16 protein-coding genes, 1 pseudogene and 1 riboswitch are annotated in these 21866 nt (G+C 70.2%); of the genes and pseudogenes, 13 read left to right on the forward strand and 4 right to left on the reverse strand.

Annotated features, from left to right (window positions below; all coding sequences use genetic code 11):
• The first annotated feature begins 203 nt into the window (after window positions 1–203).
• Both AB0E67_RS27700 and AB0E67_RS27705 read left to right on the forward strand, forming a co-directional pair.
• A complete protein-coding gene (locus AB0E67_RS27700; protein ID WP_362031606.1) occupies window positions 204–1751 on the forward strand; it encodes an RNA polymerase sigma factor in 1548 nt (515 codons plus the stop codon).
• A 140-nt stretch (window positions 1752–1891) separates the two neighbouring features.
• Window positions 1892–2722, forward strand: coding sequence for a serine protease (locus AB0E67_RS27705; protein WP_362031608.1), 831 nt, complete (start codon window positions 1892–1894; stop codon window positions 2720–2722).
• A gap of 99 nt (window positions 2723–2821) precedes the next feature.
• On the opposite strand, the gene AB0E67_RS27710 is transcribed toward AB0E67_RS27705, so the two are convergent.
• Window positions 2822–3055 (reverse strand): hypothetical protein, encoded by a 234-nt coding sequence (locus AB0E67_RS27710; RefSeq protein WP_351516300.1) that lies wholly within the window; start codon window positions 3053–3055, stop codon window positions 2822–2824.
• A gap of 439 nt (window positions 3056–3494) precedes the next feature.
• Here AB0E67_RS27710 and AB0E67_RS27715 point away from each other — a divergent pair, with 439 nt between their 5' ends.
• From AB0E67_RS27715 to AB0E67_RS27740, 6 genes and pseudogenes are all read left to right on the forward strand, one after another.
• Window positions 3495–5615, forward strand: coding sequence for a DNA topoisomerase IV subunit B (locus tag AB0E67_RS27715; protein ID WP_362031609.1), 2121 nt, complete (start codon window positions 3495–3497; stop codon window positions 5613–5615).
• A 173-nt stretch (window positions 5616–5788) separates the two neighbouring features.
• Window positions 5789–6304, forward strand: a complete 516-nt coding sequence (locus AB0E67_RS27720; RefSeq protein WP_362031611.1) for a DUF1453 domain-containing protein — start codon at window positions 5789–5791, stop codon at window positions 6302–6304.
• A complete protein-coding gene (locus AB0E67_RS27725; RefSeq protein WP_362031613.1) occupies window positions 6301–7473 on the forward strand; it encodes a histidine kinase in 1173 nt (390 codons plus the stop codon). The genes AB0E67_RS27720 and AB0E67_RS27725 overlap by 4 nt, the downstream gene beginning before the upstream one ends.
• The gene (locus AB0E67_RS27730) at window positions 7470–8147 is read left to right on the forward strand and encodes a response regulator transcription factor (protein ID WP_362031615.1); all 678 of its coding nucleotides are present in this window, start codon (window positions 7470–7472) and stop codon (window positions 8145–8147) included. The genes AB0E67_RS27725 and AB0E67_RS27730 overlap by 4 nt, the downstream gene beginning before the upstream one ends.
• 131 nt (window positions 8148–8278) lie before the next feature.
• A pseudogene (locus AB0E67_RS27735) lies at window positions 8279–8722 on the forward strand (DUF485 domain-containing protein).
• On the forward strand, window positions 8719–10311 hold the full coding sequence (locus AB0E67_RS27740; RefSeq protein ID WP_362031617.1) for a cation acetate symporter: 1593 nt from the start codon (window positions 8719–8721) through the stop codon (window positions 10309–10311). Before AB0E67_RS27735 ends, AB0E67_RS27740 begins: the two are co-directional and overlap by 4 nt.
• A 109-nt stretch (window positions 10312–10420) precedes the next feature.
• Here the strand turns inward: AB0E67_RS27740 and AB0E67_RS27745 are convergent, their stop codons facing one another.
• Window positions 10421–11746: a citrate synthase gene (locus AB0E67_RS27745; protein WP_362031619.1), complete on the reverse strand. Its 1326-nt coding sequence runs from the start codon at window positions 11744–11746 to the stop codon at window positions 10421–10423.
• A 108-nt stretch (window positions 11747–11854) separates the two neighbouring features.
• Between AB0E67_RS27745 and AB0E67_RS27750 the strand changes: the two genes are divergently transcribed.
• Both AB0E67_RS27750 and AB0E67_RS27755 read left to right on the forward strand, forming a co-directional pair.
• The gene (locus tag AB0E67_RS27750; protein WP_362031621.1) at window positions 11855–13015 is read left to right on the forward strand and encodes a citrate synthase/methylcitrate synthase; all 1161 of its coding nucleotides are present in this window, start codon (window positions 11855–11857) and stop codon (window positions 13013–13015) included.
• Between the two features lie 21 nt (window positions 13016–13036).
• Window positions 13037–14284, forward strand: coding sequence for a GTP-binding protein (locus AB0E67_RS27755; RefSeq protein ID WP_362031623.1), 1248 nt, complete (start codon window positions 13037–13039; stop codon window positions 14282–14284).
• 54 nt (window positions 14285–14338) lie between these two features.
• Here AB0E67_RS27755 and AB0E67_RS27760 read toward each other — a convergent pair whose 3' ends face one another.
• Entirely contained in the window at window positions 14339–16789 is a 2451-nt protein-coding gene (locus AB0E67_RS27760; RefSeq protein ID WP_362031625.1) for a DNA topoisomerase IV subunit A, read from the reverse strand.
• A 282-nt stretch (window positions 16790–17071) separates the two neighbouring features.
• Here AB0E67_RS27760 and AB0E67_RS27765 point away from each other — a divergent pair, with 282 nt between their 5' ends.
• The 3 genes from AB0E67_RS27765 (at window position 17072) to AB0E67_RS27775 (ending at window position 21239) form a co-directional block, all read left to right on the forward strand.
• Window positions 17072–18445 carry a pitrilysin family protein gene (locus AB0E67_RS27765; RefSeq protein ID WP_362031627.1) on the forward strand — a complete coding sequence of 458 codons (1374 nt, stop codon included), beginning with the start codon at window positions 17072–17074 and terminating at the stop codon, window positions 18443–18445.
• Window positions 18446–18471: 26 nt separating this feature from the next.
• Window positions 18472–19854 carry a pitrilysin family protein gene (locus AB0E67_RS27770; protein WP_362031691.1) on the forward strand — a complete coding sequence of 461 codons (1383 nt, stop codon included), beginning with the start codon at window positions 18472–18474 and terminating at the stop codon, window positions 19852–19854.
• A 393-nt stretch (window positions 19855–20247) separates the two neighbouring features.
• Window positions 20248–20417: riboswitch (cyclic di-AMP (ydaO/yuaA leader) on the forward strand.
• A 12-nt stretch (window positions 20418–20429) separates the two neighbouring features.
• Window positions 20430–21239, forward strand: coding sequence for a M23 family metallopeptidase (locus AB0E67_RS27775; protein ID WP_362031629.1), 810 nt, complete (start codon window positions 20430–20432; stop codon window positions 21237–21239).
• Window positions 21240–21512: 273 nt separating this feature from the next.
• Here the strand turns inward: AB0E67_RS27775 and AB0E67_RS27780 are convergent, their stop codons facing one another.
• A complete protein-coding gene (locus AB0E67_RS27780; protein WP_073789882.1) occupies window positions 21513–21794 on the reverse strand; it encodes an HPr family phosphocarrier protein in 282 nt (93 codons plus the stop codon).
• Window positions 21795–21866: the final 72 nt, after the last annotated feature.

The raw sequence follows: 21866 nt of genomic DNA on the forward strand, positions 1-21866 counted from the left end.
GCGGATTGGGCGTAACACTCCTCGAAGCAGTGCGATGACCTAAGAGGTGACCGCCACGGAAGGAATACAGCAGCCGTTCAGTGCGCTGTGCAGTTCTGAGGCCAAACCCGCGCCGTCGGTACATTCCCAGCCCGGCGGTCGTCGGCTCCGGTCCTCTCCAGGGCCGGGCCGGAAGCCGTTTCCATCGTTCCGAGAGGTTGTTCGTGTCGGCCAGCACATCCCGTACGCTCCCGCCGGAGATCGCCGAGTCCGAGTCTGTGATGGCGCTCATCGAGCGGGGAAAGGCTGATGGGCAGATCGCCGGCGATGACGTGCGTCGGGCCTTCGAGGCTGACCAGATTCCGCCAACCCAGTGGAAGAATGTTCTGCGCAGCCTCAATCAGATCCTCGAGGAAGAGGGTGTGACGCTGATGGTCAGTGCCGCGGAGCCGTCCAAACGTGCCCGTAAGAGCGTCGCAGCAAAGAGCCCGGTCAAGCGCACCGCCACCAAGACCGTCGCGGCCAAGACGACCGTGACCAGGACCGTCGCGGCCGCTGCCGCCCCGTCGGCAGAGGCCGTGGGCACGGCGGCCGGCGACGCCGCCGCGGCCGGACCCGCGAAGAAGGCGGCAGCCAAGAAGACGGCAGCCAAGAAGACCGCCGCGAAGAAGACGGCGGCGAAGAAGACAGCTACGAAGAAGGCCGGGAAGCAGGACGACGACCTCCTCGACGGCGACGACCTGGTCGAGGACGTGAAGGTCGGCAAGGGCGAGGACGAGGAGGGCGAGGGCGAGAACAAGGGCTTCGTCCTTTCCGACGACGACGAGGACGACGCGCCCGCGCAGCAGGTCGCCGTCGCCGGTGCCACCGCCGACCCGGTCAAGGACTACCTGAAGCAGATCGGGAAGGTCCCCCTCCTCAACGCGGAGCAGGAGGTCGAGCTCGCCAAGCGCATCGAGGCCGGTTTGTTCGCGGAGGACAAGCTGGCGAACTCCGACAAGCTCGCGCCGAAGCTCAAGCGCGAGCTGGAGATCATCGCCGAGGACGGTCGCCGCGCCAAGAACCACCTGCTGGAGGCCAACCTCCGTCTCGTGGTGTCGCTGGCCAAGCGCTACACCGGCCGAGGCATGCTCTTCCTGGACCTGATCCAGGAGGGCAACCTCGGTCTGATCCGCGCGGTCGAGAAGTTCGACTACACCAAGGGCTACAAGTTCTCCACGTACGCCACCTGGTGGATCCGTCAGGCGATCACCCGCGCCATGGCCGACCAGGCCCGCACCATCCGCATCCCGGTGCACATGGTCGAGGTCATCAACAAGCTCGCCCGTGTGCAGCGCCAGATGCTCCAGGACCTGGGCCGTGAGCCCACGCCGGAGGAGCTGGCCAAGGAACTCGACATGACGCCCGAGAAGGTCATCGAGGTCCAGAAGTACGGCCGCGAGCCGATCTCCCTCCACACCCCGCTGGGCGAGGACGGAGACAGCGAGTTCGGTGATCTGATCGAGGACTCCGAGGCAGTCGTCCCGGCCGACGCGGTCAGCTTCACGCTCCTCCAGGAGCAGCTGCACTCGGTGCTCGACACCCTCTCCGAGCGCGAGGCGGGCGTCGTCTCTATGCGTTTCGGACTCACCGACGGCCAGCCGAAGACGCTGGACGAGATCGGCAAGGTCTACGGCGTGACGCGTGAGCGCATCCGGCAGATCGAGTCCAAGACCATGTCGAAGCTGCGCCACCCGTCGCGTTCGCAGGTGCTGCGCGACTACCTCGACTAGGCCGGAGGCCTCGTCGGAGTTCTCGCACCGAGGGCCCGGATCCCATGGGGAGCCGGGCTCTCGGCGTATCTGCGCGTGCGCCCGGGGTCGGCTGCGACGACTCTGGGTAGGAGGTGTTCACCACAGAGTCAGGAGCGCGCATGTCCCGTACCGTCTTTCACGCCATGTCAGGGGCGCTCGCCCTGGTCGCCGCAACGGTCGCGTTACCGTTCGGACTCTCCGCTCCCGCCGCCGCGGACAGCATCGTCATCGGTGGTCAGCCCGCACACGTCAAGGACAGCCCCTGGGTCGTGGCCCTGTCCAGCCGGGAGCGTTTCGGGGAGACGCGCGCCGGTCAGTTCTGCGGAGGCGTCGTCGTGGCGCCGAGGAAAGTGCTCACCGTCGCGCACTGCCTGAGCCGGGCAGCGCTCGGTGTCGATGTCGGCCGGGTGCGTGACCTGAAGGTGATCGTGGGCCGGGACAGCCTACGCGGAACCGATGGCCAGGAGATTCCTGTGCAGGCGGCGTGGAGCAACCCGAGGTTCGACCCCTTGACGAACGCCGGGGACCTGGCGGTGCTCACCCTGGCCGATGCGCTCCCCGCGAAGAACGTGATCCCCATGGCCGAATCCGGCGACACGGCGTACCGGCCGGGTACGAGCGCGATGGTCTACGGGTGGGGTGACACGACCGGCAACAGCGACTACGCCCCGTCACTTCGCGCCGCGAAAGTGAGCGTGCTGTCGGACAGCGCGTGCGAGCGGGCCTACCCCGGGGGCAGAAACGGCACGTACGACGCCTCGGCGATGCTCTGCGCGGGCGAACCGCAGGGCGGGTATGACGCCTGCCAGGGGGACAGCGGAGGGCCGCTGGTGGCCCGCGGGCGGCTCATCGGGCTGGTGTCCTGGGGGGACGGGTGCGGCCGGGCGGGCAGCCCCGGTGTGTACACCCGCGTCTCCGCCGCCATCGACTGGATGCCGGAGGGTGTCTGAACGGCGCCGGACCGTGACGACGAGAACGGGCGGCTTCCGTACGGAAGCCGCCCGTCGCCAGGTCGCAACCTGGCCCTGGCTCGTCGTGGATGCGAGGTGTCAGTGCCGTTCCTCTTCGACGGCGTGCTCCGGCACGGCCGTCAGCCTGTCCGTCTCATCCTGTATCTCCGCGGCGATCTTCTTGAGTTCCGGCTCGAACTTGCGACCATGGTGGGCGCAGAAGAGCAGCTCACCGCCGCTGATCAGGACGACGCGCAGATATGCCTGGGCGCCGCAGCGGTCACAGCGGTCTGCTGCGGTCAGCGGGCTCGCGGGGGTCAGAACAGTAGTCACGTCGCCTCTTCTCTAGCTCGACGAGCTGTCGTACCAGGGTCAACATCCAACCAGGCCGAAAACGTTCCCGCTCGTGGCTTTTCTTTGAAACTTCTTCTCAAGATGGCTGTCTGTTGCCGGTTGGCGGCGAATGTGCCGTATTGCGTAGCGCTACGGTTTCGCGTTGCTTGTCTTGGTGGTTCGGTCCTCCCGGCCGGCTCGCCGGTTTGTTCATGAGGACGTGCCCGGAGCCTAAATGGTTCATGCCTGGAAGGGAACGTGATGTGCGCGTCACTCCTCCGAGGGATCGAACGTGTATGCGAGGCTGGACTAGTGTGAGGGTTCTCGGAGGGTGGCGTGACAACCGCTCTACCAGGCCTCGGTACCCTCTCAGCGGCGACCGAAGCCGAACCCCTTACCCACTGGGCCCCAAAAAGAAATTCAGCGAGGAGCGAACCGCGTGACCGCCGATACGTCCGTGCCGTCCACTGCGCTGCTGACCGGAGCAGACCGAGACGGTTCCAACTACACCGCGCGGCATCTCCTCGTACTCGAAGGGCTCGAAGCGGTTCGCAAGCGTCCTGGCATGTACATCGGGTCCACGGACAGCCGTGGTCTCATGCACTGCCTCTGGGAGATCATCGACAATTCCGTCGACGAGGCCCTGGGTGGCTACTGCGACCGCATCGAGGTCGTCCTCCACGACGACAACTCCGTCGAGGTCAGGGACAACGGCCGAGGGATCCCGGTCGACGTCGAGCCGAAGACGGGCCTGTCCGGCGTCGAGGTCGTGATGACGAAGCTGCACGCCGGCGGAAAGTTCGGCGGCGGTTCGTACGCCGCGTCGGGCGGCCTGCACGGCGTGGGTGCCTCCGTGGTCAACGCCCTCTCCGCCCGGCTCGACGTCGAGGTCGACCGCAACAGCGCGACCCACTCGATCAGCTTCCGGCGGGGAGTGCCCGGGATCTTCACCGAGCAGGGGCCGGACAGCCCGTTCGACCCGGCCAACGGTCTGATCAAGGGCAAGCGGGTGCCGAAGGCCCGCACCGGCACGAGGGTGCGCTACTGGGCCGACCGGCAGATCTTCCTCAAGGACGCCAAGCTCAGCCTGGAGACGCTTCACCAGAGGGCGCGGCAGACGGCCTTCCTCGTGCCCGGCCTCACGATCGTCGTGCGCGACGAGCGTGGTCTCGACGGCGAGGGGAAGTCGGAGGAGACCTTCCATTTCGACGGCGGAATCAGCGAATTCTGCGAGTACCTCGCCCAGGACAAGGCGGTCTGCGACGTGCTCCGCCTGTCCGGGCAGGGCACGTTCAAGGAGACCGTGCCGGTCCTGGACGAGCGCGGGCACATGACGGCGACCGAGGTCACTCGTGAACTCGGGGTCGACATCGCCATGCGCTGGGGCACCGGATACGACACCACCGTCAAGTCCTTCGTCAACATCATCGCCACTCCCAAGGGTGGCACGCACGTCACCGGGTTCGAACGCTCCGTGACCAAGACCATCAACGAGGCGCTGCGGTCCGCCAAGCTGCTCCGTGTGGCCGAGGACGACATCGTCAAGGACGATGCGCTGGAGGGGCTCACCGCGGTCGTGACCGTGCGGCTGGCGGAACCGCAGTTCGAGGGCCAGACCAAGGAGGTGCTCGGCACCTCGGCGGCCAACCGGATCGTCGCCAACGTCGTGGCCAAGGAGCTCAAAGCGTTCCTCACCTCGACGAAGCGCGACGCGAAGGCACAGGCCAGGGCGGTTCTGGACAAGGCGGTGGCGGCCGCACGCACCCGCATCGCCGCGCGTCAGCACAAGGACGCCCAGCGCCGGAAGACGGCACTGGAGTCCTCCTCGCTGCCTGCGAAGCTCGCCGACTGCCGCAGTGACGACGTCGACCGCAGCGAACTCTTCATCGTCGAGGGCGACTCCGCGCTCGGTACGGCCAAGCTCGCCCGGAACAGCGAGTTCCAGGCACTGCTGCCGATCCGGGGCAAGATCCTCAATGTGCAGAAGGCGTCCGTCTCGGACATGCTGAAGAACGCCGAGTGCGGCGCGATCATCCAGGTCATAGGAGCCGGGTCCGGAAGGACCTTCGACATCGACGCCGCCCGCTACGGGAAGATCGTCCTGCTGGTGGACGCCGATGTCGACGGCGCGCACATCCGCATCCTGCTGCTGACGCTGTTCCAGCGCTACATGCGGCCCATGGTCGAGGCCGGCCGGGTCTTCGCCGCCGTGCCACCGCTGCACCGGATCGAACTCGTCCAGCCCAAGAAGGGCCAGGACAAGTACATCTACACGTACTCCGACAACGAACTCCGCCAGCGGCTGCTGGAGCTGCAACGGAAGAACGTCCGGTACAAGGACTCGATCCAGCGCTACAAGGGTCTGGGCGAGATGGACGCCGACCAGCTGGCGGAGACCACGATGGACCCCCGCCACCGCACGCTGCGGCGGATCAACATCGGCGATCTGGAAGCGGCCGAGCAGGTCTTCGATCTGCTGATGGGGAACGAAGTGGCTCCGCGCAAGGAGTTCATCACCAGCTCGGCGGCCACCCTCGACCGCTCGCGCATCGACGTCTGAGCACTGCCGTCTCCACCCGGGGCCTCCACCGCCCGGGCTCTCCACCGCCCGGGCTCTCCACCCGTGGGTGGAGGCGGCATCTCCACCCGTGATCAACCCCTGAGCCGATCCCGCGACCCGGTCGATTCCGTAGCGTCGAAGGCGTCCGATCTTCTCGCACCACGGAGGCAGTCATGCCGGGGTTCGCCGATGTCCTGGTGACCATTGTCGTCGTCGCCGTCGTGGTCCGTCAGCTCTCGGCACAGCGGATCTCCGACGACGGGCGCTGGTGGGTCCTGCCGGGCATCCTCCTCGTCGTATCGCTGCGGGAGCCCGGACTCGTTGATGCGCATCACGTGGTGCCGACCGTGGTGTTCCTGTGCGCGGAACTGGCGGTGGCGCTGATGACCGGTGTCGCCTGGGGCTGGACTTGCCGCCTGTGGCGCGAGGCGGACGGCTCGTCGTGGGCCAAGGGCGGCAGGGCGACCGTCCTCGTCTGGGCATGCGGACTGGCGCTGAGGGCGTCCCTGTACGGGGCCGCCACGCTGGTGGGCATACAGCAGAACAGTTCCGTACTGCTGTTGGCTCTCTCCGTGACTCTGGCGGCGCGCGGCGGTGTGCTGATGTGGCGGGCCGGGCGGCTGGGCGCGGTGCAAGGCGGACCGGATCATGAGGCGCCGTCACGCATCGTGGGGAGGGGCCGGGCATGACTCACACGATCTGGACGACCTGGACGAGCTGGCCTTCCAGAGAGGCGCTTTCCGCGGCGGCCCGCACGCGGCCACGGGCGGTGCTCGCCTGGTCCGTCCGGTTCGGCCTGCTCGCCGCCCTGCTCTGGGGCACCTTCGCCGGCGGACGGTTCGGGCCGTGGCAGACCGCACTCGGACTGATGGGCGTCCTGGGCTGTGGGGTCGCCGCGCGGGCCTTCTTCCGGACCAGCCTGGACCACCGGATGTGGCCTTCGCTGGGGCTTCTGGCGCTGTTGTCGGCGGCGGCGTTCGGGGCACAGCAGGTCGGCGCCGGTCTGGCCGCCACGGTCCTCTGGGGCGGTTGTGCCGTCGTCTCCATGGAGAGACTCCCGTTGGTGGCGGGCCTTCCTGCCACCGCCGTCGCTCTCGGCGCGTACGCCGCGGTCCACACCGACGGTTGGCTGAACACAGCCCTGACCACGGTGGGTCTGGCCCTTACGGGCTACGTGCTCCGGCTGGACGCCGAGGCACGTGGAAACACGCAGAGACTCCTCGCGCAGGAGCGCGCGGCGCGTGCTGCGGAGGCCGAGACGGCGGCCCTGGACGAGCGGGCGAGGATCGCCCGGGAGATCCACGACGTGCTCGCCCACAGCCTCTCGGCGCAGCTGGTCCATCTGGAGGCGGCGCGGCTGCTGATCGAGCGCGAGCCGACGGGGGAGTTCCGGGACCGGGTGCTGGAGCGGGTCGTGGCAGCACGTTCCATGGCACGTGAGGGGCTCGCGGAGACCAGGCAGGCGCTCTCGGCGCTCAGGGGGGAGGTGTCCCCGGTGGAGGACTTCTTGCGCAAGCTGGTGGCCGCGGAGCCGGCGGAGGTCAGCGTGACGGGTGAGCGGCGGGCCCTGAGTGCCGAGGCGTCCCAGGCGGTTCGCCGGGTGGCGCAGGAGGCGCTGACCAATGTGCGCAAGCACGCTCCGGGTGCCAGAGTCGTCGTGCGCCTGGAGTATCTGCCGGACGAAGTCGCCCTGGAGGTCAGGGATTCGGGTGGACGAGAGCCCGGGAGCGGGCTCGCCGGCAGCGGCTCCGGATACGGTCTGCCGGGAATGAGGGAACGGGCCGAGCTGCTGGGCGGGACGCTGGAGGCGGGTTCGTACGAGGAGGGGTTCGTGGTGAGTCTGAGGGTGCCCGCGTGAACGCGCGGGTCGTGGTCGCCGACGACCAGTCGGTGGTGCGTGAAGGCATCGTGATGCTGTTGGGACTGCTGCCCGGGATCGAGGTGGTCGGTTCGGCGAAGGACGGTGAGGAAGCGGTCGCGCTCGTGGCCGAGTTGGCCCCGGACGTGGTCCTGATGGACCTGCGCATGCCCCGTTGCGACGGGGCGGAGGCAACGCGGCGGATCCGCAGGGACCATCCGGGGACACAGGTGGTGGTACTCACGACGTTCGCGGACGACGACTCGCTCTTCCCCGCGCTGCGGGCGGGGGCCCGGGGCTATCTCACCAAGGACGCCGGGGGCGAGGAGATCGTGCGGGCCATCCAGGCGGTGCTGTCGGGAGAGGCCGGACTCTCGCCGTCCGTGCAGCGGCGGCTGCTGGAACACGTCACCACACAGCCACCTCCGCCCGAGGCGTCTCCCGATCCGCAACTGCCCGACGGCCTGACACCGCGCGAGGTGGAGGTGCTGGTCCTGATCGCCGATGGGCTGTCCAACCCGGAGATCGCACGCAGACTGCACATCTCGCAGGCCACGGTGAAGAGTCACATCAACAACCTCTTCGCCAAGGCCGGGGTGCGCGACCGTGCACAGGCCGTTCGCTATGCGTACGTTCGGGGCTTCGCACCGCCACCCGGGTCGGTGTTCACCTGATCAGGTGAACACCGGCGAATGAACTGCCCGAGGTCTTCCCAATCCGCCCATTCTTGGGTACGTGGCCGAAGTGGTCTGTGGACAAGGGGAGTTGTTCGGTGGAGAAGGAAGCAGGGCGTGACGCCTCGGCGGTGCGGCTCGACGACCCGTGGTACGACACGCCAGCCTCCGGCTGGGGCGAGCTGGACGGGGCAGGGGGGCTCGCACCCGCGGGGCCACCCGGTTCTGCTGCCCCGCACCGCGGCAACAGCGCGGCCGAGATCTATCTGGAGGTGCAGCGCAGTGGAGCCTTCCAGGAGGTGCGCCGCCGGTACAGGCGCTTCGTCCTCCCCGCGACACTCGCCTTCCTCACCTGGTACCTCGCCTATGTCCTGGTCGCGATCAACGAGCCCGGGCTGATGTCCCGTCCGGTGGCCGGGGCGGTCAATGTCGCGATGGTCGCGGGTCTCGGGCAGTTTCTGACGACGTTCCTCCTCACCTGAGCGTACGTACGACACGCACGGCTGTGCAGGGACCGCGCCGCGCTCGAACTGCGCTGGGAGACACAGGAGATGACACGGGAGGCGGGTCGTTGAGCGGGAACCATCAGACGCTGGCGCTCGTGCTCTTCAGCGCCTTCATCGTGGTGACGCTCGCCATCACCACGTGGGTGAGCCGCAACCGGCACGGCTCGGCCGAGGAGTTCTACGCGGGCGGCCGGCTGTTCTCCTCGATGGAGAACGGTTTCGCCATCGCGGGCGACTACATGTCGGCGGCGTCCTTCCTCGGCATCTCCGGTCTGATCGCCCTCTTCGGTTACGACGGCATGCTCTACTCGGTCGGGTTCTTCGTCGCCTGGCTCGTGGTTCTGCTGCTGATCGCCGAACTGGTCCGCAACTGCGGCCGGTTCACGCTCGCCGACGTGGTGGCGGCGCGCATGGCGGAGCGCCCGGTGCGGATCGCCGCGGGCACGTCGTCCGTCACCGTCTCCCTGCTCTATCTGGTGGCTCAGATGGTCGGCGCGGGCAGCCTCGTCGCCCTGCTCCTCGGAGGTACGAGCGGTGCCGCCCGGTCCTGGACCGTCATCGGTGTCGGAGCGCTCATGGTGATCTACGTTTCCTTCGGCGGAATGCGTGCCACCACGTGGATCCAGATCGTCAAGGCCGTGCTGCTGATGGCGGGAGCGGTCGTACTCACCGTTCTCGTCCTGGTCCGCTTCCACGGCGACGTCAACGCACTGCTCGACTCCGCGGCCCGGCGCAGCGGACACGGAAGCAGTTTCCTCTCGCCCGGTCTCCTGTACGGCGGAACCTGGACGGCGCGCGTCGACTTCATCAGCCTGGGCCTGGCTCTGGTGCTCGGTACGGCGGGCCTGCCGCACATCCTGTCGCGGTTCTACACCGTGCCCACCGCCCGCGCGGCCAAGAGGTCGGTCGTCTGGTCGATCGGGCTCATCGGCGGCTTCTACTTGATGACCATCGCGCTCGGCTTCGGGGCCGCGGCACTGGTCGGCCCGGCCGACGTGCGGGCGTCGAACGCCGCGGGGAACACGGCGGTGCCGCTGCCGGCCCTGGTTCTCGGCGGCGGCGAGGGTTCCACCGCGGGAACGATCCTGTTCGCCGTGGTGGCGGCCGTCGCCTTCGCGACCATCCTCGCCGTCGTCGCGGGGATCACCCTCACGTCCTCCGCCTCCGTCGCCCACGACCTCTACGCCTCGCTCAGGAGTCCCGGTTCCAAGCAGTACAGCGAGGTCACCGTGGCCCGGGTCGTCGCGGCCGGGATCGGGCCGGCGGCCATCGCGCTCGGTCTGGTCGCGCAGAACCTGAATGTGGCGTTCCTGGTCGGGCCGGCCTTCGCCGCGGCTGCCTCGGCCAACCTCCCGGCGTTGCTCTACTCCCTGTTCTGGCGGCGTTTCACCACGAGGGGAGCGGTCTGGTCGATCTACGGAGGGCTGATTCCCGCAGTACTCCTCGTGGTGTTCTCACCGGTCGTCTCCGGTAGCCCGGCCTCGTTCTTCCCCGGGGTCGACTTCCACTTCTTCCCCCTGGAGAACCCCGGTCTGGTCTCCATCCCACTGGGATTCCTGGCCGGTTGGGCCGGAACGGTGACCTCCGCCGAGCCGCCCGATGCCGCCAAGCACGCGGAGACCGAGGTCCGCGCGCTCACCGGCGCCGGAGCGGTGTAGCCGTCGGCCACATCGCGGGCCTCCGGCCCCGCGCGACCCGTGGAGGGCCGGCCGTCGTCCACCCCGGTCGGCCGTCGTTCAGCACGGCGGCCGATCGCCGGTCGACCGGTCAGCGCTCGGCGGAGGGGAGCGGCTGCGGGGGACGCGGGCCGTCGTACTGCCCGCTGGGCCGTATGCGCAACGGCCGTTCCCCGTACTCCTCCAGCGCGTGCGCGATCCAGCCCGCCGTGCGCGACACGGCGAACGCCGTCTCGCCCGCCTCCGCGGACATGCCGCAGGAGACCGAGAGCACGGCCAGTGCCAGGTCGACGTTGGCGTGCAGGGGTGCGTGGCGGGCGGCCGTGGCGACCACGTCGTGCGCGGCGGCGAGCGCGGACGCGGCCTCGGGCACGTCCGCGAGCAGGGCGAACAGCGTCCGTGCCCGCGGGTCCTCGGAGGCGTAGAGCCGATGACCGAGTCCCGGCACTCCGCGGCCGGTGCGCAGCTGGTCCGCGACCACCGGGACGGCGCTGCCCCGTTCCAGGACCTCCGTCAGCATCCGGTGCGCCAGACCGCTCGCCGCCCCGTGCAGGGGGCCCTCCAGCACCCCGAGGCCCGCGGAGACCACCGCGTACGGATGGGCGTGGGCGGACGCGGCCATCCTGGCGGCCAGCGTCGAGGCCGCGAGATCGTGGTCGATCAGCAGGGCGAGCGCGGTGTCCAGCACGGCGACCGACGGCCCGTCCGCCGGGCGCGCGGTGAGTTTCGGCCACAACAGCCGGGCGAGCCCGCCCTCCTTGCCCGATGTCCGTTCCTCCTCGCCGGAGGTCCGTTCCCGGTTGTCGGCGGTCGGAGGACCGCCGGACACCGCGGGCAAGGCGCGGACCAGCGTCGGGATCAGGCTCCGCGCACCGGCGATCACCGCCTCGCGCGAGAGGTCGAAGCGGAGCGGATCGGCCGTCGCCGCGGCGACGACGGCCACCCGCAACCGGTCCGTCGAACCGCTGTGGGCGGGCAGCGCGCCGACCGCCCGGCGCGCCGCCGCCAGTGCCTCGGCGGGCGCCGCGAAACGGATCCCGGGCCGCAGGACACCGGTCCAGAGCCACTCGGCGACCTCTTCGTAGGAGTGCCGCAGCGCCAGTTCGGTGGCGTCGACGCCACGGAAGTAGTAGCGGCCGCTCTCGATCAGCGTGATGCCGGTGCGGAACACCAGGTCACCGGTGCCGGCCACGGAGGACTCGCGGCGGCCCGAGCGCCGGGCCAGGGCGTCCACCTCCGCGGCGTCGAACGTGCTGCCGCGTCCGCCGGGGGCACGTCTGCTGCTCAGCTGGCCCCGGCTGACGTACGCGTACACCGTCTCGGGCTTCACCCCGAGACGGTCGGCCGTCTCCTTCGTGCTGAGCCGCCGTGCTGCCGTCGCGTCCGGGGCGTCTTCCCGAACTGCCTGATCCTTCATGCCGTCAACCGTATCCATATTGATTCAATCAACATTGACAGGATTGAAGTCAATCATGAATGGTCGAATCAATATCGATGGTTCGGCGGTACGCCCATGGAGGAAACGATGCAGACCACGACCGGCGGAAGGCCGCTCGACGTACCCCGGGGCCTCGCGGGTGTCGTCGTCACGGACACGGCTCTTGGCGATGTCCGGGGCGGCGAGGGCTTCTACCACTACCGGCAGTACTCGGCGATCGAGCTGGCGCGCACCCGCGGCTTCGAGGACGTCTGGCACCTGATGTTCGAGGGCGAACTGCCCGATGCCGCGGCCCGGGACGGTTTCACCGCCCGGACCGCCGCGCTGCGACGACTGCCCGCGGAGGTGCGCGAGGCCCTGCCCGCCATAGCCCGGGCGGGATCCGTATCCGGCCCGCTGGCCGGTCTGCGCACCGCCCTGTCCCTCCTCGGCGCCTCGGCGCACTTCCGGCCGGTGTACGACATCGACGCCGACCGGCGTCGCGACGACGCCCTGGCCGCCTGCGCCGCCGTTCCGACCGTGCTCACCGCCCTGCACCGGCTCGGCCGGGACCTCGAACCGGTCGAGCCCCGCGACGATCTGTCGTACGCGGCCAACTACCTGTACATGCTCGACGGTTCCGTGCCGGACGCCGCACGCGTCAGGGCCGTGGAGCAGTACCTGATCTCCACGATCGACCACGGCTTCAACGCCTCCACCTTCACTGGCCGGGTCGTCGCCTCCACCGGCGCCGATGTCGCCGCCTGCCTGGTGGCGGCCGTCGGCGCGCTCTCCGGGCCGCTGCACGGCGGGGCACCCAGCCGCGCCCTGGACACCCTGGACGCCATCGGGACCCCCGACCGCATCGACGGCTGGATCCGCGAACGAGTGCTCGCGGGGGAGCGGATCATGGGCTTCGGCCACCCCGTCTACCGCACCGAGGACCCCCGTTCCCGCATGCTCCGTGCCATCGCCCAGAGCTTCGGCGGCCCGCTCGTCGATCTCGCCGTCGAGGTCGAGCGGCAGGTCGAGGCGATCCTCGCCGAGCTCAAGCCGGGCCGCGAGCTCCACACCAACGTGGAGTTCTACGCCGGGGTCGTCATGGAGCTGTGCGGGCTGCCGCGCGAGATGTTCACCCCGACGTTCTGTGCGGCTCGGGTGATCGGCTGGAGCGCCAATATCCTGGAGCAGGCGGAGGACACGAAGATCATCCGCCCGGCGGCCCGTTACGCCGGCACACCGCCGCCGCAGCCGGTCCCGGCGCCCTGACGACCCGGAGGAAGGTCCCCGTTGAACCCCCCGTCCCCGCCCCGCACGCAGCAGATTCCGGTCATCGTCCTCGCGGGGTTCCTGGGGTCGGGCAAGACGACACTGCTCAACCACCTCCTGCGCAACCGTGCGGGTAACCGGATCGGCGTGATCGTCAACGACTTCGGTTCGATCGAGATCGACGCCATGACGGTTTCGGGACAGGTCGGTTCGACGGTCTCGCTCGGCAACGGCTGCCTGTGCTGCGCGGTGGACGCGAGCGAGCTCGACTCCTTTCTGGAGACGCTGACCCGGCCCTCGGCCCGGCTCGACGTGATCGTCATCGAGGCCAGCGGACTGGCGGAGCCGCAGGAACTCGTCCGCATGCTCCTGGCCAGCGAGAATCCGCGCGTCATGTACGGCGGTCTGGTGGAGGTCGTGGATGCGGCGGAATTCGCCGCCACCCGGCGCCGCCATCCGGAGATCGACCGCCATCTCGCCGTCGCCGATCTCGTCGTCCTCAACAAGACCGACCGGGTCGGGGACGACGAACTGGCCCGCATCCGTGAGGCCGTCGTTACGGCCGGCGCCCCGGGCACCGACGGATCCGCAGCGGGCACCGGCGGGTCCCCGGGTGGCGGCGCGGGTGCCGTCATCTGCGCCACGTACGGACGCGTCGATCCCGAGTTGCTCTTCGACCCCTCTTTGCGCCCGGACGGCGAGGAGAAGGCGCGCCAGCTCACCTTCGAGGACCTGCTGCTGGCGGAGCGGACCGAGGCGGAGGCCGACGCCGGGCACGGGCACCATCTGCATGCCGCGTACGAGAGCGTGTCCTTCACCGCGGACGTGCCCATGAACCCGCGCAGGCTGATGGACTTCCTCGACTCCCGGCCGCAGGGGCTCTACCGGATCAAGGGATTCGTCGACTTCGGCGCGGGCGATCGCGCCAACAAGTACGTGCTGCACGCGGTCGGGCGGTTCCTGCGGTTCGAGCCGCAGCCGTGGGCACGCGACGAACCACGCCTCACCCGACTCGTGCTGATCGGCTCGGGCATCGACGCGGAGGCCCTGCACAAGGAGCTGACCGACTGCCGCGAGACGGACACGCCGCCCCGGGACACACCGCTGCCCGGCACGCTGGACTCCGGCACCTCGATTCCGGGCACCTCGATCCCTGACGTGCCGGACCCCGACGCGCCGGGCCCGGACACGGCGCAGGACGCCGCACATGACCGAAGCATGTGGGGCGTCCTGCGGTACGTGCGACGGCCCGACGAGGACGGCTGGTGACGGAAGGGGCACGAGCCCCGTCGTCGCACCGCCGTCGCCGGGCCAGACGAGGAGCTACACCGGTCCCGCGACCGAGGCGACCGGCTTGGCCAGCGGTGCACCCGAACCGTCGCGCCGGGGGTCCGGCGCCGGCAGCTCGGCGGGCGCGCCGTTCTTCTGTGCGGCCCTCGCGGGCGCGGGGCCCGCCCAGGCGAAGACCAGGGCGTCCTCCCCCTTGAGGAACCGCTGACAGCGCACCCCGCCGGTGGCCCGGCCCTTGCGCGGGTACTGGTCGAACGGGGTGAGCTTGCACGTCAGCAGCGAGTCGTCCAGCATGCCCTGCGAACCCGCCACCGTGAACACCATCGCGTCCGCGGCCGGATCCACCGCCGTGAACGAGATCACCGAGACGCCCGCCGCGAGCTTGATGCCCGCCATGCCGCCTGCGGGCCTGCCCTGCGGTCGCACCTGCGCCGCCTGGTAGCGCAGCAACTGCGCGTCGGATGTGATGAAGACCAGGTCCTCCTCGCCCGTGCGCAGTTCGGCCGCGCCGACGATCCGGTCACCGTCCTTGAGGGCGATGACCTCCAGCTCGTCCTTGTTGGCCGGGTAGTCCGGCACCACCCGCTTGACGATGCCCTGCAGGGTGCCGAGCGCCAGACCGGGGGACGTCTCGTCCAGCGTGGTCAGACAGACGACCTCCTCGTCGCTCCCCAGCGTGAGGAACTCCGAGACCATCGCCCCGCCCGAAAGACTGGGCGCCGCATGCGTGTCCGGCAGCTGCGGCAGATCGATGACCGAGAGCCGCAGCAGCCGTCCCGTCGATGTCACCACCCCGATGTCGCCCCGGGCGGTCGCGGGCACCGCGGACACGATCACGTCGTGCTTGGCCCGCTTGGCGTCCTCGGCGAAGACGATCGGGTCGTCGTTGGCGGTACGCGCCAGCAGGCCGGTCGACGACAGCAGCACCCGGCACGGGTCGTCCGCGACCTGCAGCGGCACCGAGGCGACCTGCGTACCGGCCGACTCCAGCAGCACCGTGCGCCGCTCGGTACCGAACTTCTTGGCGACCGCGGCCAGTTCCGACGAGACGAGCTTGCGCAACGCGGCGTCCGACTCGAGGATCGTGGTCAGCTCGTCGATCTCCTTGTTGAGCCGGTCCCGCTCGCTCTCCAGCTCGATCCGGTCGAACTTGGTCAGTCGGCGCAACGGTGTGTCCAGGATGTACTGCGTCTGGATCTCGCTCAGCGAGAAGCGCTCGATGAGCCGTTCCTTGGCCTGCGCCGAATTGTCGCTCGACCGGATGAGACGGATGACCTCGTCGATGTCGAGCAGCGCGACGAGCAGGCCCTCGACCAGGTGGAGACGGTCGCGGCGCTTGCCGCGCCGGAACTCGCTGCGCCGGCGCACCACGTCGAAGCGGTGGTCGAGGTAGACCTCCAGCAACTCCTTCAGGCCGAGCGTGAGCGGCTGCCCGTCGACCAGCGCCACGTTGTTGATCCCGAAGGAGTCCTCCATCGGGGTCAGCTTGTAGAGCTGCTCCAGCACCGCCTCGGGCACGAAGCCGTTCTTCACCTCGATGACCAGGCGCAGACCGTGCTCGCGGTCGGTCAGGTCCTTCACGTCCGCGATGCCCTGGAGCTTCTTCGCCGAGACCAGGTCCTTGATCTTGGCGATCACCTTCTCCGGGCCGACCGCGAAGGGCAGTTCGGTGACGACGAGGCCCTTGCGGCGCGGCGTCACGTTCTCCACGGACACCGTCGCACGGATCTTGAACGTCCCGCGCCCGCCGGCGTACGCGTCCTTGATGCCGCCCAGGCCCACGATCCGGCCGCCGGTCGGCAGGTCGGGACCGGGGATGAACCGCATCAGCGTCTCCAGGTCCGCGCCCGGATGCTTGATGAGGTGGCGGGCGGCGGCGACGACCTCGCCCAGGTTGTGCGGAGGCATGTTGGTCGCCATGCCGACCGCGATCCCGGACGCCCCGTTGACCAGGAGGTTCGGGTACGCGGCCGGGAGGACGGAGGGCTCCTGCTCCTGGCCGTCGTAGTTCGCCTGGAAGTCGACGGTCTCCTCGTCGATCGACTCCGTCATCAGCGACGTCGCGTCGGCCATCCGGCACTCGGTGTACCGCATGGCGGCCGGCGGGTCGTCGTTCCCGAGCGAACCGAAGTTGCCGTGTCCGTCGACCAGGGGGAGACGCATGGAGAACGGCTGCGCCAGCCGGACCAGCGCGTCGTAGATCGACGCGTCGCCGTGCGGGTGCAGCTTGCCCATGACCTCGCCCACGACCCGCGCGCACTTCACGAAGCCGCGGTCGGGGCGCAGGCCCATCTCGTTCATCTGGTACACGATGCGTCGGTGCACCGGCTTCAGACCGTCACGGGCGTCGGGCAGGGCCCGTGAGTAGATCACCGAGTACGCGTACTCGAGGAAGGAGCCCTGCATTTCGTCGACGACGTCGATGTCGAGGATGTTCTCCTCGAAGTCGTCCGGCGGCGGGGTCTTCGTGCTGCGGCGGGCCATCGCTGCTGCGACTCCTTCACGGATTCTGTTCGGGCAACCTCAGGTTCTGACGCCGACCATTGTGGACCTCCGCACCGACAACGCGGACCTCGACCCGTCCCAACCGGCCCTCCCGACTCCGCCGGGAAGGGCCCCGGAGCGATGAAAGGGGCGCGTGCGCCGGGTGGTGCGCCCCTCTTTCACGCGAACTTCCGCGGTATGGGAACTTCGCCAGGTGTCGTTGCGCTTGCTTACAGTGGCAGGTCACGCAGAAAAACCAGTAACGCGATCGAAGGGACGTACATGCCCATGGGTCACACGGCCACAGCCCAGGCCGGTTCCGGCGGCTTGACAGCGACCGAGCACCGCCTGGCCAACGGCCTGCGCGTGGTGCTCTCCGAGGACCATCTGACCCCGGTCGCCGCGGTCTGCCTCTGGTACGACGTCGGATCGCGCCACGAGGTCGAGGGACGCACCGGTCTGGCTCACCTCTTCGAGCACCTGATGTTCCAGGGCTCAGGTCAGGTGAAGGGGAACGGACACTTCGAGCTGGTGCAGGGCGCCGGCGGTTCGCTCAACGGCACCACCAGCTTCGAGCGCACCAACTACTTCGAGACGATGCCCGCGCACCAGCTGGAGCTGGCCCTCTGGCTGGAGGCGGACCGGATGGGCTCGCTCCTCGCCGCGCTCGACGAGGAGTCGATGGAGAACCAGCGCGACGTCGTCAAGAACGAGCGCCGCCAGCGCTACGACAACGTCCCCTACGGCACGGCGTTCGAGCGGCTGACGGCGCTCGCCTACCCCGAGGGACACCCGTACCACCACACCCCGATCGGCTCGATGGCGGACCTGGACGCCGCGACGCTGGAGGACGCGCGCACCTTCTTCCGTACGTACTACGCGCCGAACAACGCGGTGCTGTCGGTCGTCGGCGACATCGACCCCGAGCAGACGCTCGCCTGGATCGAGAAGTACTTCGGCTCCATCCCCGCCCACGACGGGAAGCGGCCCCCGCGCGACGGCACGCTGCCCGACGTCATCGGCGAGCAGCTGCGCGAGGAGGTGCGCGAGGAGGTCCCGGCGCGGGCGCTGATGGCCGCCTACCGGCTCCCGCACGACGGCACCCGCGAGTGCGACGCGGCGGACCTCGCGCTGACCGTGCTCGGTGGCGGGGAGTCGTCGCGGCTGCACAATCGCCTGGTCCGCCGTGACCGGACGGCCGTGGCGGCCGGATTCGGGCTGCTGCGGCTGGCGGGCGCCCCGTCGCTCGGCTGGCTGGACGTCAAGACCTCCGGTGGTGTCGAGGTGCCGCGGATCGAGGCGGCGGTCGACGAGGAGCTGGCCCGGTTCGCCGCAGAGGGTCCGACGCCCGAGGAAATGGAGCGCGCCCAGGCCCAGTTGGAGCGCGAGTGGCTGGACCGGCTCGGTACGGTCGCGGGCCGCGCCGACGAACTGTGCCGGTTCGCCGTGCTGTTCGACGACCCCCAGCTCGCCCTGACCGCGGTGCAGCGGGTTCTGGACGTGACGGCGGAGGAGGTCCAGGCGGTCGCCAAGGCCCGGTTGCGGCCCGACAACCGGGCGGTGCTGGTCTACGAACCGGTCGAACCGGCCGATTCCGCGGACGCCGCGGACACCGACGAGACCGACGCCGACGCGCACGAAGGAGCGGACAAGTGACCGACGCCGCCGCGACTGGAGTTTCGATGCAGTTCCACCCCCAGCCGGCCCCCGGGGTCGCACGCCCTTGGGCTTTCCCCGCGCCGGAGCGCGGTTCGCTGCCCAACGGCCTGACGGTGCTGCGCTGCCACCGCCCCGGCCAGCAGGTGGTGGCGGTCGAGATCGTCCTCGACGCCCCGCTGGACGCCGAGCCGGAGGGCCTGGACGGCGTGGCCACGATCATGGCGCGGGCCCTGTCCGAGGGCACCGACAAGCACACCGCCGAGGAGTTCGCCGCCGAGCTGGAGCGCTGCGGTGCCACGCTCGACGCGCACGCCGACCACCCTGGCCTGCGGGTCTCCCTGGAGGTCCCGGCCTCCCGGCTGGCCAAGGCGCTCGGACTGGTCGCCGAGGCACTGCGGGCCCCCGCCTTCGCCGAGAGCGAGATCGAACGGCTGGTGCGCAACCGGCTCGACGAGATCCCGCACGAGCAGGCCAACCCGGCGCGCCGCGCCGCCAAGCAGCTCTCCAAGGAGCTCTTCCCGGCCGCGTCGCGGATGTCCCGGCCGCGCCAGGGCACCGAGGAGACGGTGGAGCGGATCGACGCGGGGGCGGTGCGCGCCTTCTTCGAGGCCCATGTCCGGCCGTCCGCGGCGACCGCCGTGGTCGTCGGCGACCTGACCGGCATCGACCTGGAGGCCCTGCTCGCCGAGACGCTCGGCGACTGGTCGGGCGACACCGTCGAGCCGCGCCCCGCCCCGCCGATCACCGCCGACGACACCGGTCGCGTGGTCATCGTGGACCGTCCGGGCGCGGTGCAGACGCAGCTGCTGATCGGCCGGATCGGACCGGACCGGCACGACAGCGTGTGGCCCGCCCAGGTGCTCGGCACGTACTGCCTGGGCGGCACGCTCACCTCCCGGCTGGACCGGGTGCTGCGCGAGGAGAAGGGCTACACCTACGGTGTCCGCGCCTTCGCCCAGGTGCTGCGGTCGTCGGCCCCGGACTCGGTCACGGGCGCGACCGGCGCCGCCATGCTCGCGATCAGCGGATCGGTGGACACGGAGTCGACCGGACCGGCGCTGGAGGACCTGTGGACGGTGCTGCGGACGCTGGCGGCCGAGGGGCTCACCGACGAGGAGCGCGAGACCGCGGTGCAGAATCTCGTGGGTGTCGCGCCGTTGAAGTTCGAGACGGCTGCCTCCGTGGCGGGCACGCTGGCCGACCAGGTCGAGCAGCACCTCCCGGACGACTTCCAGGCCCACCTGTACGCCCGGCTCGCGGCGGCCGGCACGGTCGAGGCGACCGCGGCCGTGGTCAGCGCCTTCCCGGGCGACCGTCTGGTGACGATCCTCGTCGGCGACGCGTCCCGGATCGAGGAGCCGGTCCGGGCGCTGGGCATCGGTGAGGTGTCGGTGGTCGCCGGCTGAGCGGTACGCCGTCACGGTCCCGGCGGCCTTCCCGGGCGGAGACGCCGGGGACCGTCCCGGACCCCTGACGTCCCCGCCCGCCGGTCCGACGGCCGGGCGTCCGATGCCCTGTTCCCGTACGGGGCAGGTGCCGGAGGACAGCCGCGGGCCGGGCCGTTTTGGGTGCCGAACGGGTGCGGCCCGGTCGGTCCGACGGCCGGGCGCGTGGGCGTGGAAGGCCCCTGTGAGCGATGTCTCGCCGGGGTCTTCCCCATGGTGGGTTCCGGTCGCCGGGTTGCCCGTACGTCCTGTGGCATGCGCTACAAAACGGCTTGTCCGTTTGGCGAACGAACGTGCTCGCGCTTAGCGTCGACCGGGCTGCCGGCCACTCGTATGTCGCGACCGCGACGCACCGGACAGCCATCGCCGAGTCCCCGCCGGGCGTGAGCCCTGGGGAGCCGGGGACCCAATGAAGTCCCTGGGGTGAATCGGAAGCCTGAGCCTCGGTGAGGCCGGGGCCTCCGTAGGAGACCTTCCTGCTCCGAACCCGTCAGCTAACCCGGTAGGCGAGAGGGAAGGAAAGGATCAGCCACTTCATGGCGTTCACCCGTGCCACCGGGAAGCATCGTGCCCCCGGCCGACTGACGCGCGGCAGCGCGAGGATCGCCGGCGTCGCGGCGCTGGCCACCACCGGCGTCATCGGAGGCGCCGCCTCCCCGGCCCTCGCCGCGGACGCCGAGACCTCCGCGGTCGGCGAGACCGGCCTGAACCAGGTCATCGCCATCCAGGACGTCATCGCCGACCGGATCGACGCCCAGGCCGACGCGCAGCAGCACCGGGCCGACCTCATCGCCGAGGCGAAGGAGGCGGCCCAGCGGAAGGCCGAGGCCGAGAAGCGCGCCCGGGCCGAGGCGAAGGCCAGGGCCGAGGCGAAGCGTGCCGCCGAGGCGCGGGCCGAGAAGGCGCGTGCCGCCCGCTCCGCCGAGCGCACCCGGCTGGGCCTCTTCCAGCTCCCGGTCGCCGGTTCCTACGTCACCACCGGCTACAAGTCCAGCGGTTCGCTCTGGTCCTCCGGCAGCCACTCGGGCATCGACTTCCACGCCGCGTCGGGCAGCTCCGTCGTCGCCGTCGGCGCCGGTACGGTCGTCGAGGCCGGCTGGGGCGGTGCGTACGGCAACAACATCGTGCTGCGCATGACGGACGGCACGTACACGCAGTACGGGCACCTCTCGTCGATCGGTGTCCGTGTCGGCCAGAGCGTCGGCGGGGGCCAGCAGATCGGCCTCTCCGGCTCGACCGGCAACTCCACCGGACCGCACCTCCACTTCGAGGCCCGGACCACGCCCTCCTACGGATCCGACATGGACCCCGTCGCCTATCTGCGTGCCCACGGCGTCTCCCTCTGACCGACAGCCGACCCGCGAACCGCCTCCCGAAGGCCCCGGCGTACCCCGGGGCCTTCGGCATGTCCGGGTCGCCCCGTCAGCAGGACCCGCCCCTTGCGCGACCGTCCCGGATCCCGGGAAGAGGCGCCCGGGATCCGGGAAGGAATCCCGGGGCCGGAAGACGAAGGAGCCGCGGTGCCGGTGGGCGGCACCGCGGCTCCGCCGGCGGGAATCGGTCCCGTGCCGGACCCCGGAAGTCCCGGGAGCGGGAATCCCGGAGATCCGGAACGTGGCTCAGACGGTCTCCGGGAGTTCGTCGAGCCCCTCCGCGACCAGCTTCGCCAGGCGGTCCAGGGCGGCCTCGGCGTCGTCCGCCTCGGACGCGAGCACGATCTCCTCGCCGCCCTGCGCGCCGAGCCCGAGCACCGCGAGCATGGAGGCGGCGTTCACCGGGGTGCCGTCGGCCTTGGAGATCGTCACGGGGATGCCGGACGCCGTGGCGGCGCGGACGAATATGGAAGCGGGGCGGGCGTGCAGGCCCTCGGCCCAGCCGACGTTGACGCGGCGCTCAGCCATGGTTCTGCCCTTCATGAATCAATAGTTGTCTAGACCACTCTCTCATGTGGTGCGCGGTGCTCCGGCCGACCC

This window comes from Streptomyces sp. NPDC032161 (assembly GCF_040636995.1).
Taxonomy (GTDB): domain Bacteria; phylum Actinomycetota; class Actinomycetes; order Streptomycetales; family Streptomycetaceae; genus Streptomyces.

What these genes read in the sequence shown, in the direction of transcription:
- AB0E67_RS27760 (WP_362031625.1), bottom strand. Translation starts at nt 16,789, where the DNA reads ATGGCCCGCCGCAGCACGAAGACCCCGCCGCCGGACGACTTCGAGGAG.
- AB0E67_RS27780 (WP_073789882.1), bottom strand. Translation starts at nt 21,794, where the DNA reads ATGGCTGAGCGCCGCGTCAACGTCGGCTGGGCCGAGGGCCTGCACGCC.
- AB0E67_RS27705 (WP_362031608.1), top strand. Translation starts at nt 1,892, where the DNA reads ATGTCCCGTACCGTCTTTCACGCCATGTCAGGGGCGCTCGCCCTGGTC.
- AB0E67_RS27750 (WP_362031621.1), top strand. Translation starts at nt 11,855, where the DNA reads ATGCAGACCACGACCGGCGGAAGGCCGCTCGACGTACCCCGGGGCCTC.
- AB0E67_RS27770 (WP_362031691.1), top strand. Translation starts at nt 18,472, where the DNA reads ATGCAGTTCCACCCCCAGCCGGCCCCCGGGGTCGCACGCCCTTGGGCT.
- AB0E67_RS27725 (WP_362031613.1), top strand. Translation starts at nt 6,301, where the DNA reads ATGACTCACACGATCTGGACGACCTGGACGAGCTGGCCTTCCAGAGAG.
- AB0E67_RS27775 (WP_362031629.1), top strand. Translation starts at nt 20,430, where the DNA reads ATGGCGTTCACCCGTGCCACCGGGAAGCATCGTGCCCCCGGCCGACTG.
- AB0E67_RS27745 (WP_362031619.1), bottom strand. Translation starts at nt 11,746, where the DNA reads ATGAAGGATCAGGCAGTTCGGGAAGACGCCCCGGACGCGACGGCAGCA.
- AB0E67_RS27765 (WP_362031627.1), top strand. Translation starts at nt 17,072, where the DNA reads ATGCCCATGGGTCACACGGCCACAGCCCAGGCCGGTTCCGGCGGCTTG.
- AB0E67_RS27720 (WP_362031611.1), top strand. Translation starts at nt 5,789, where the DNA reads ATGCCGGGGTTCGCCGATGTCCTGGTGACCATTGTCGTCGTCGCCGTC.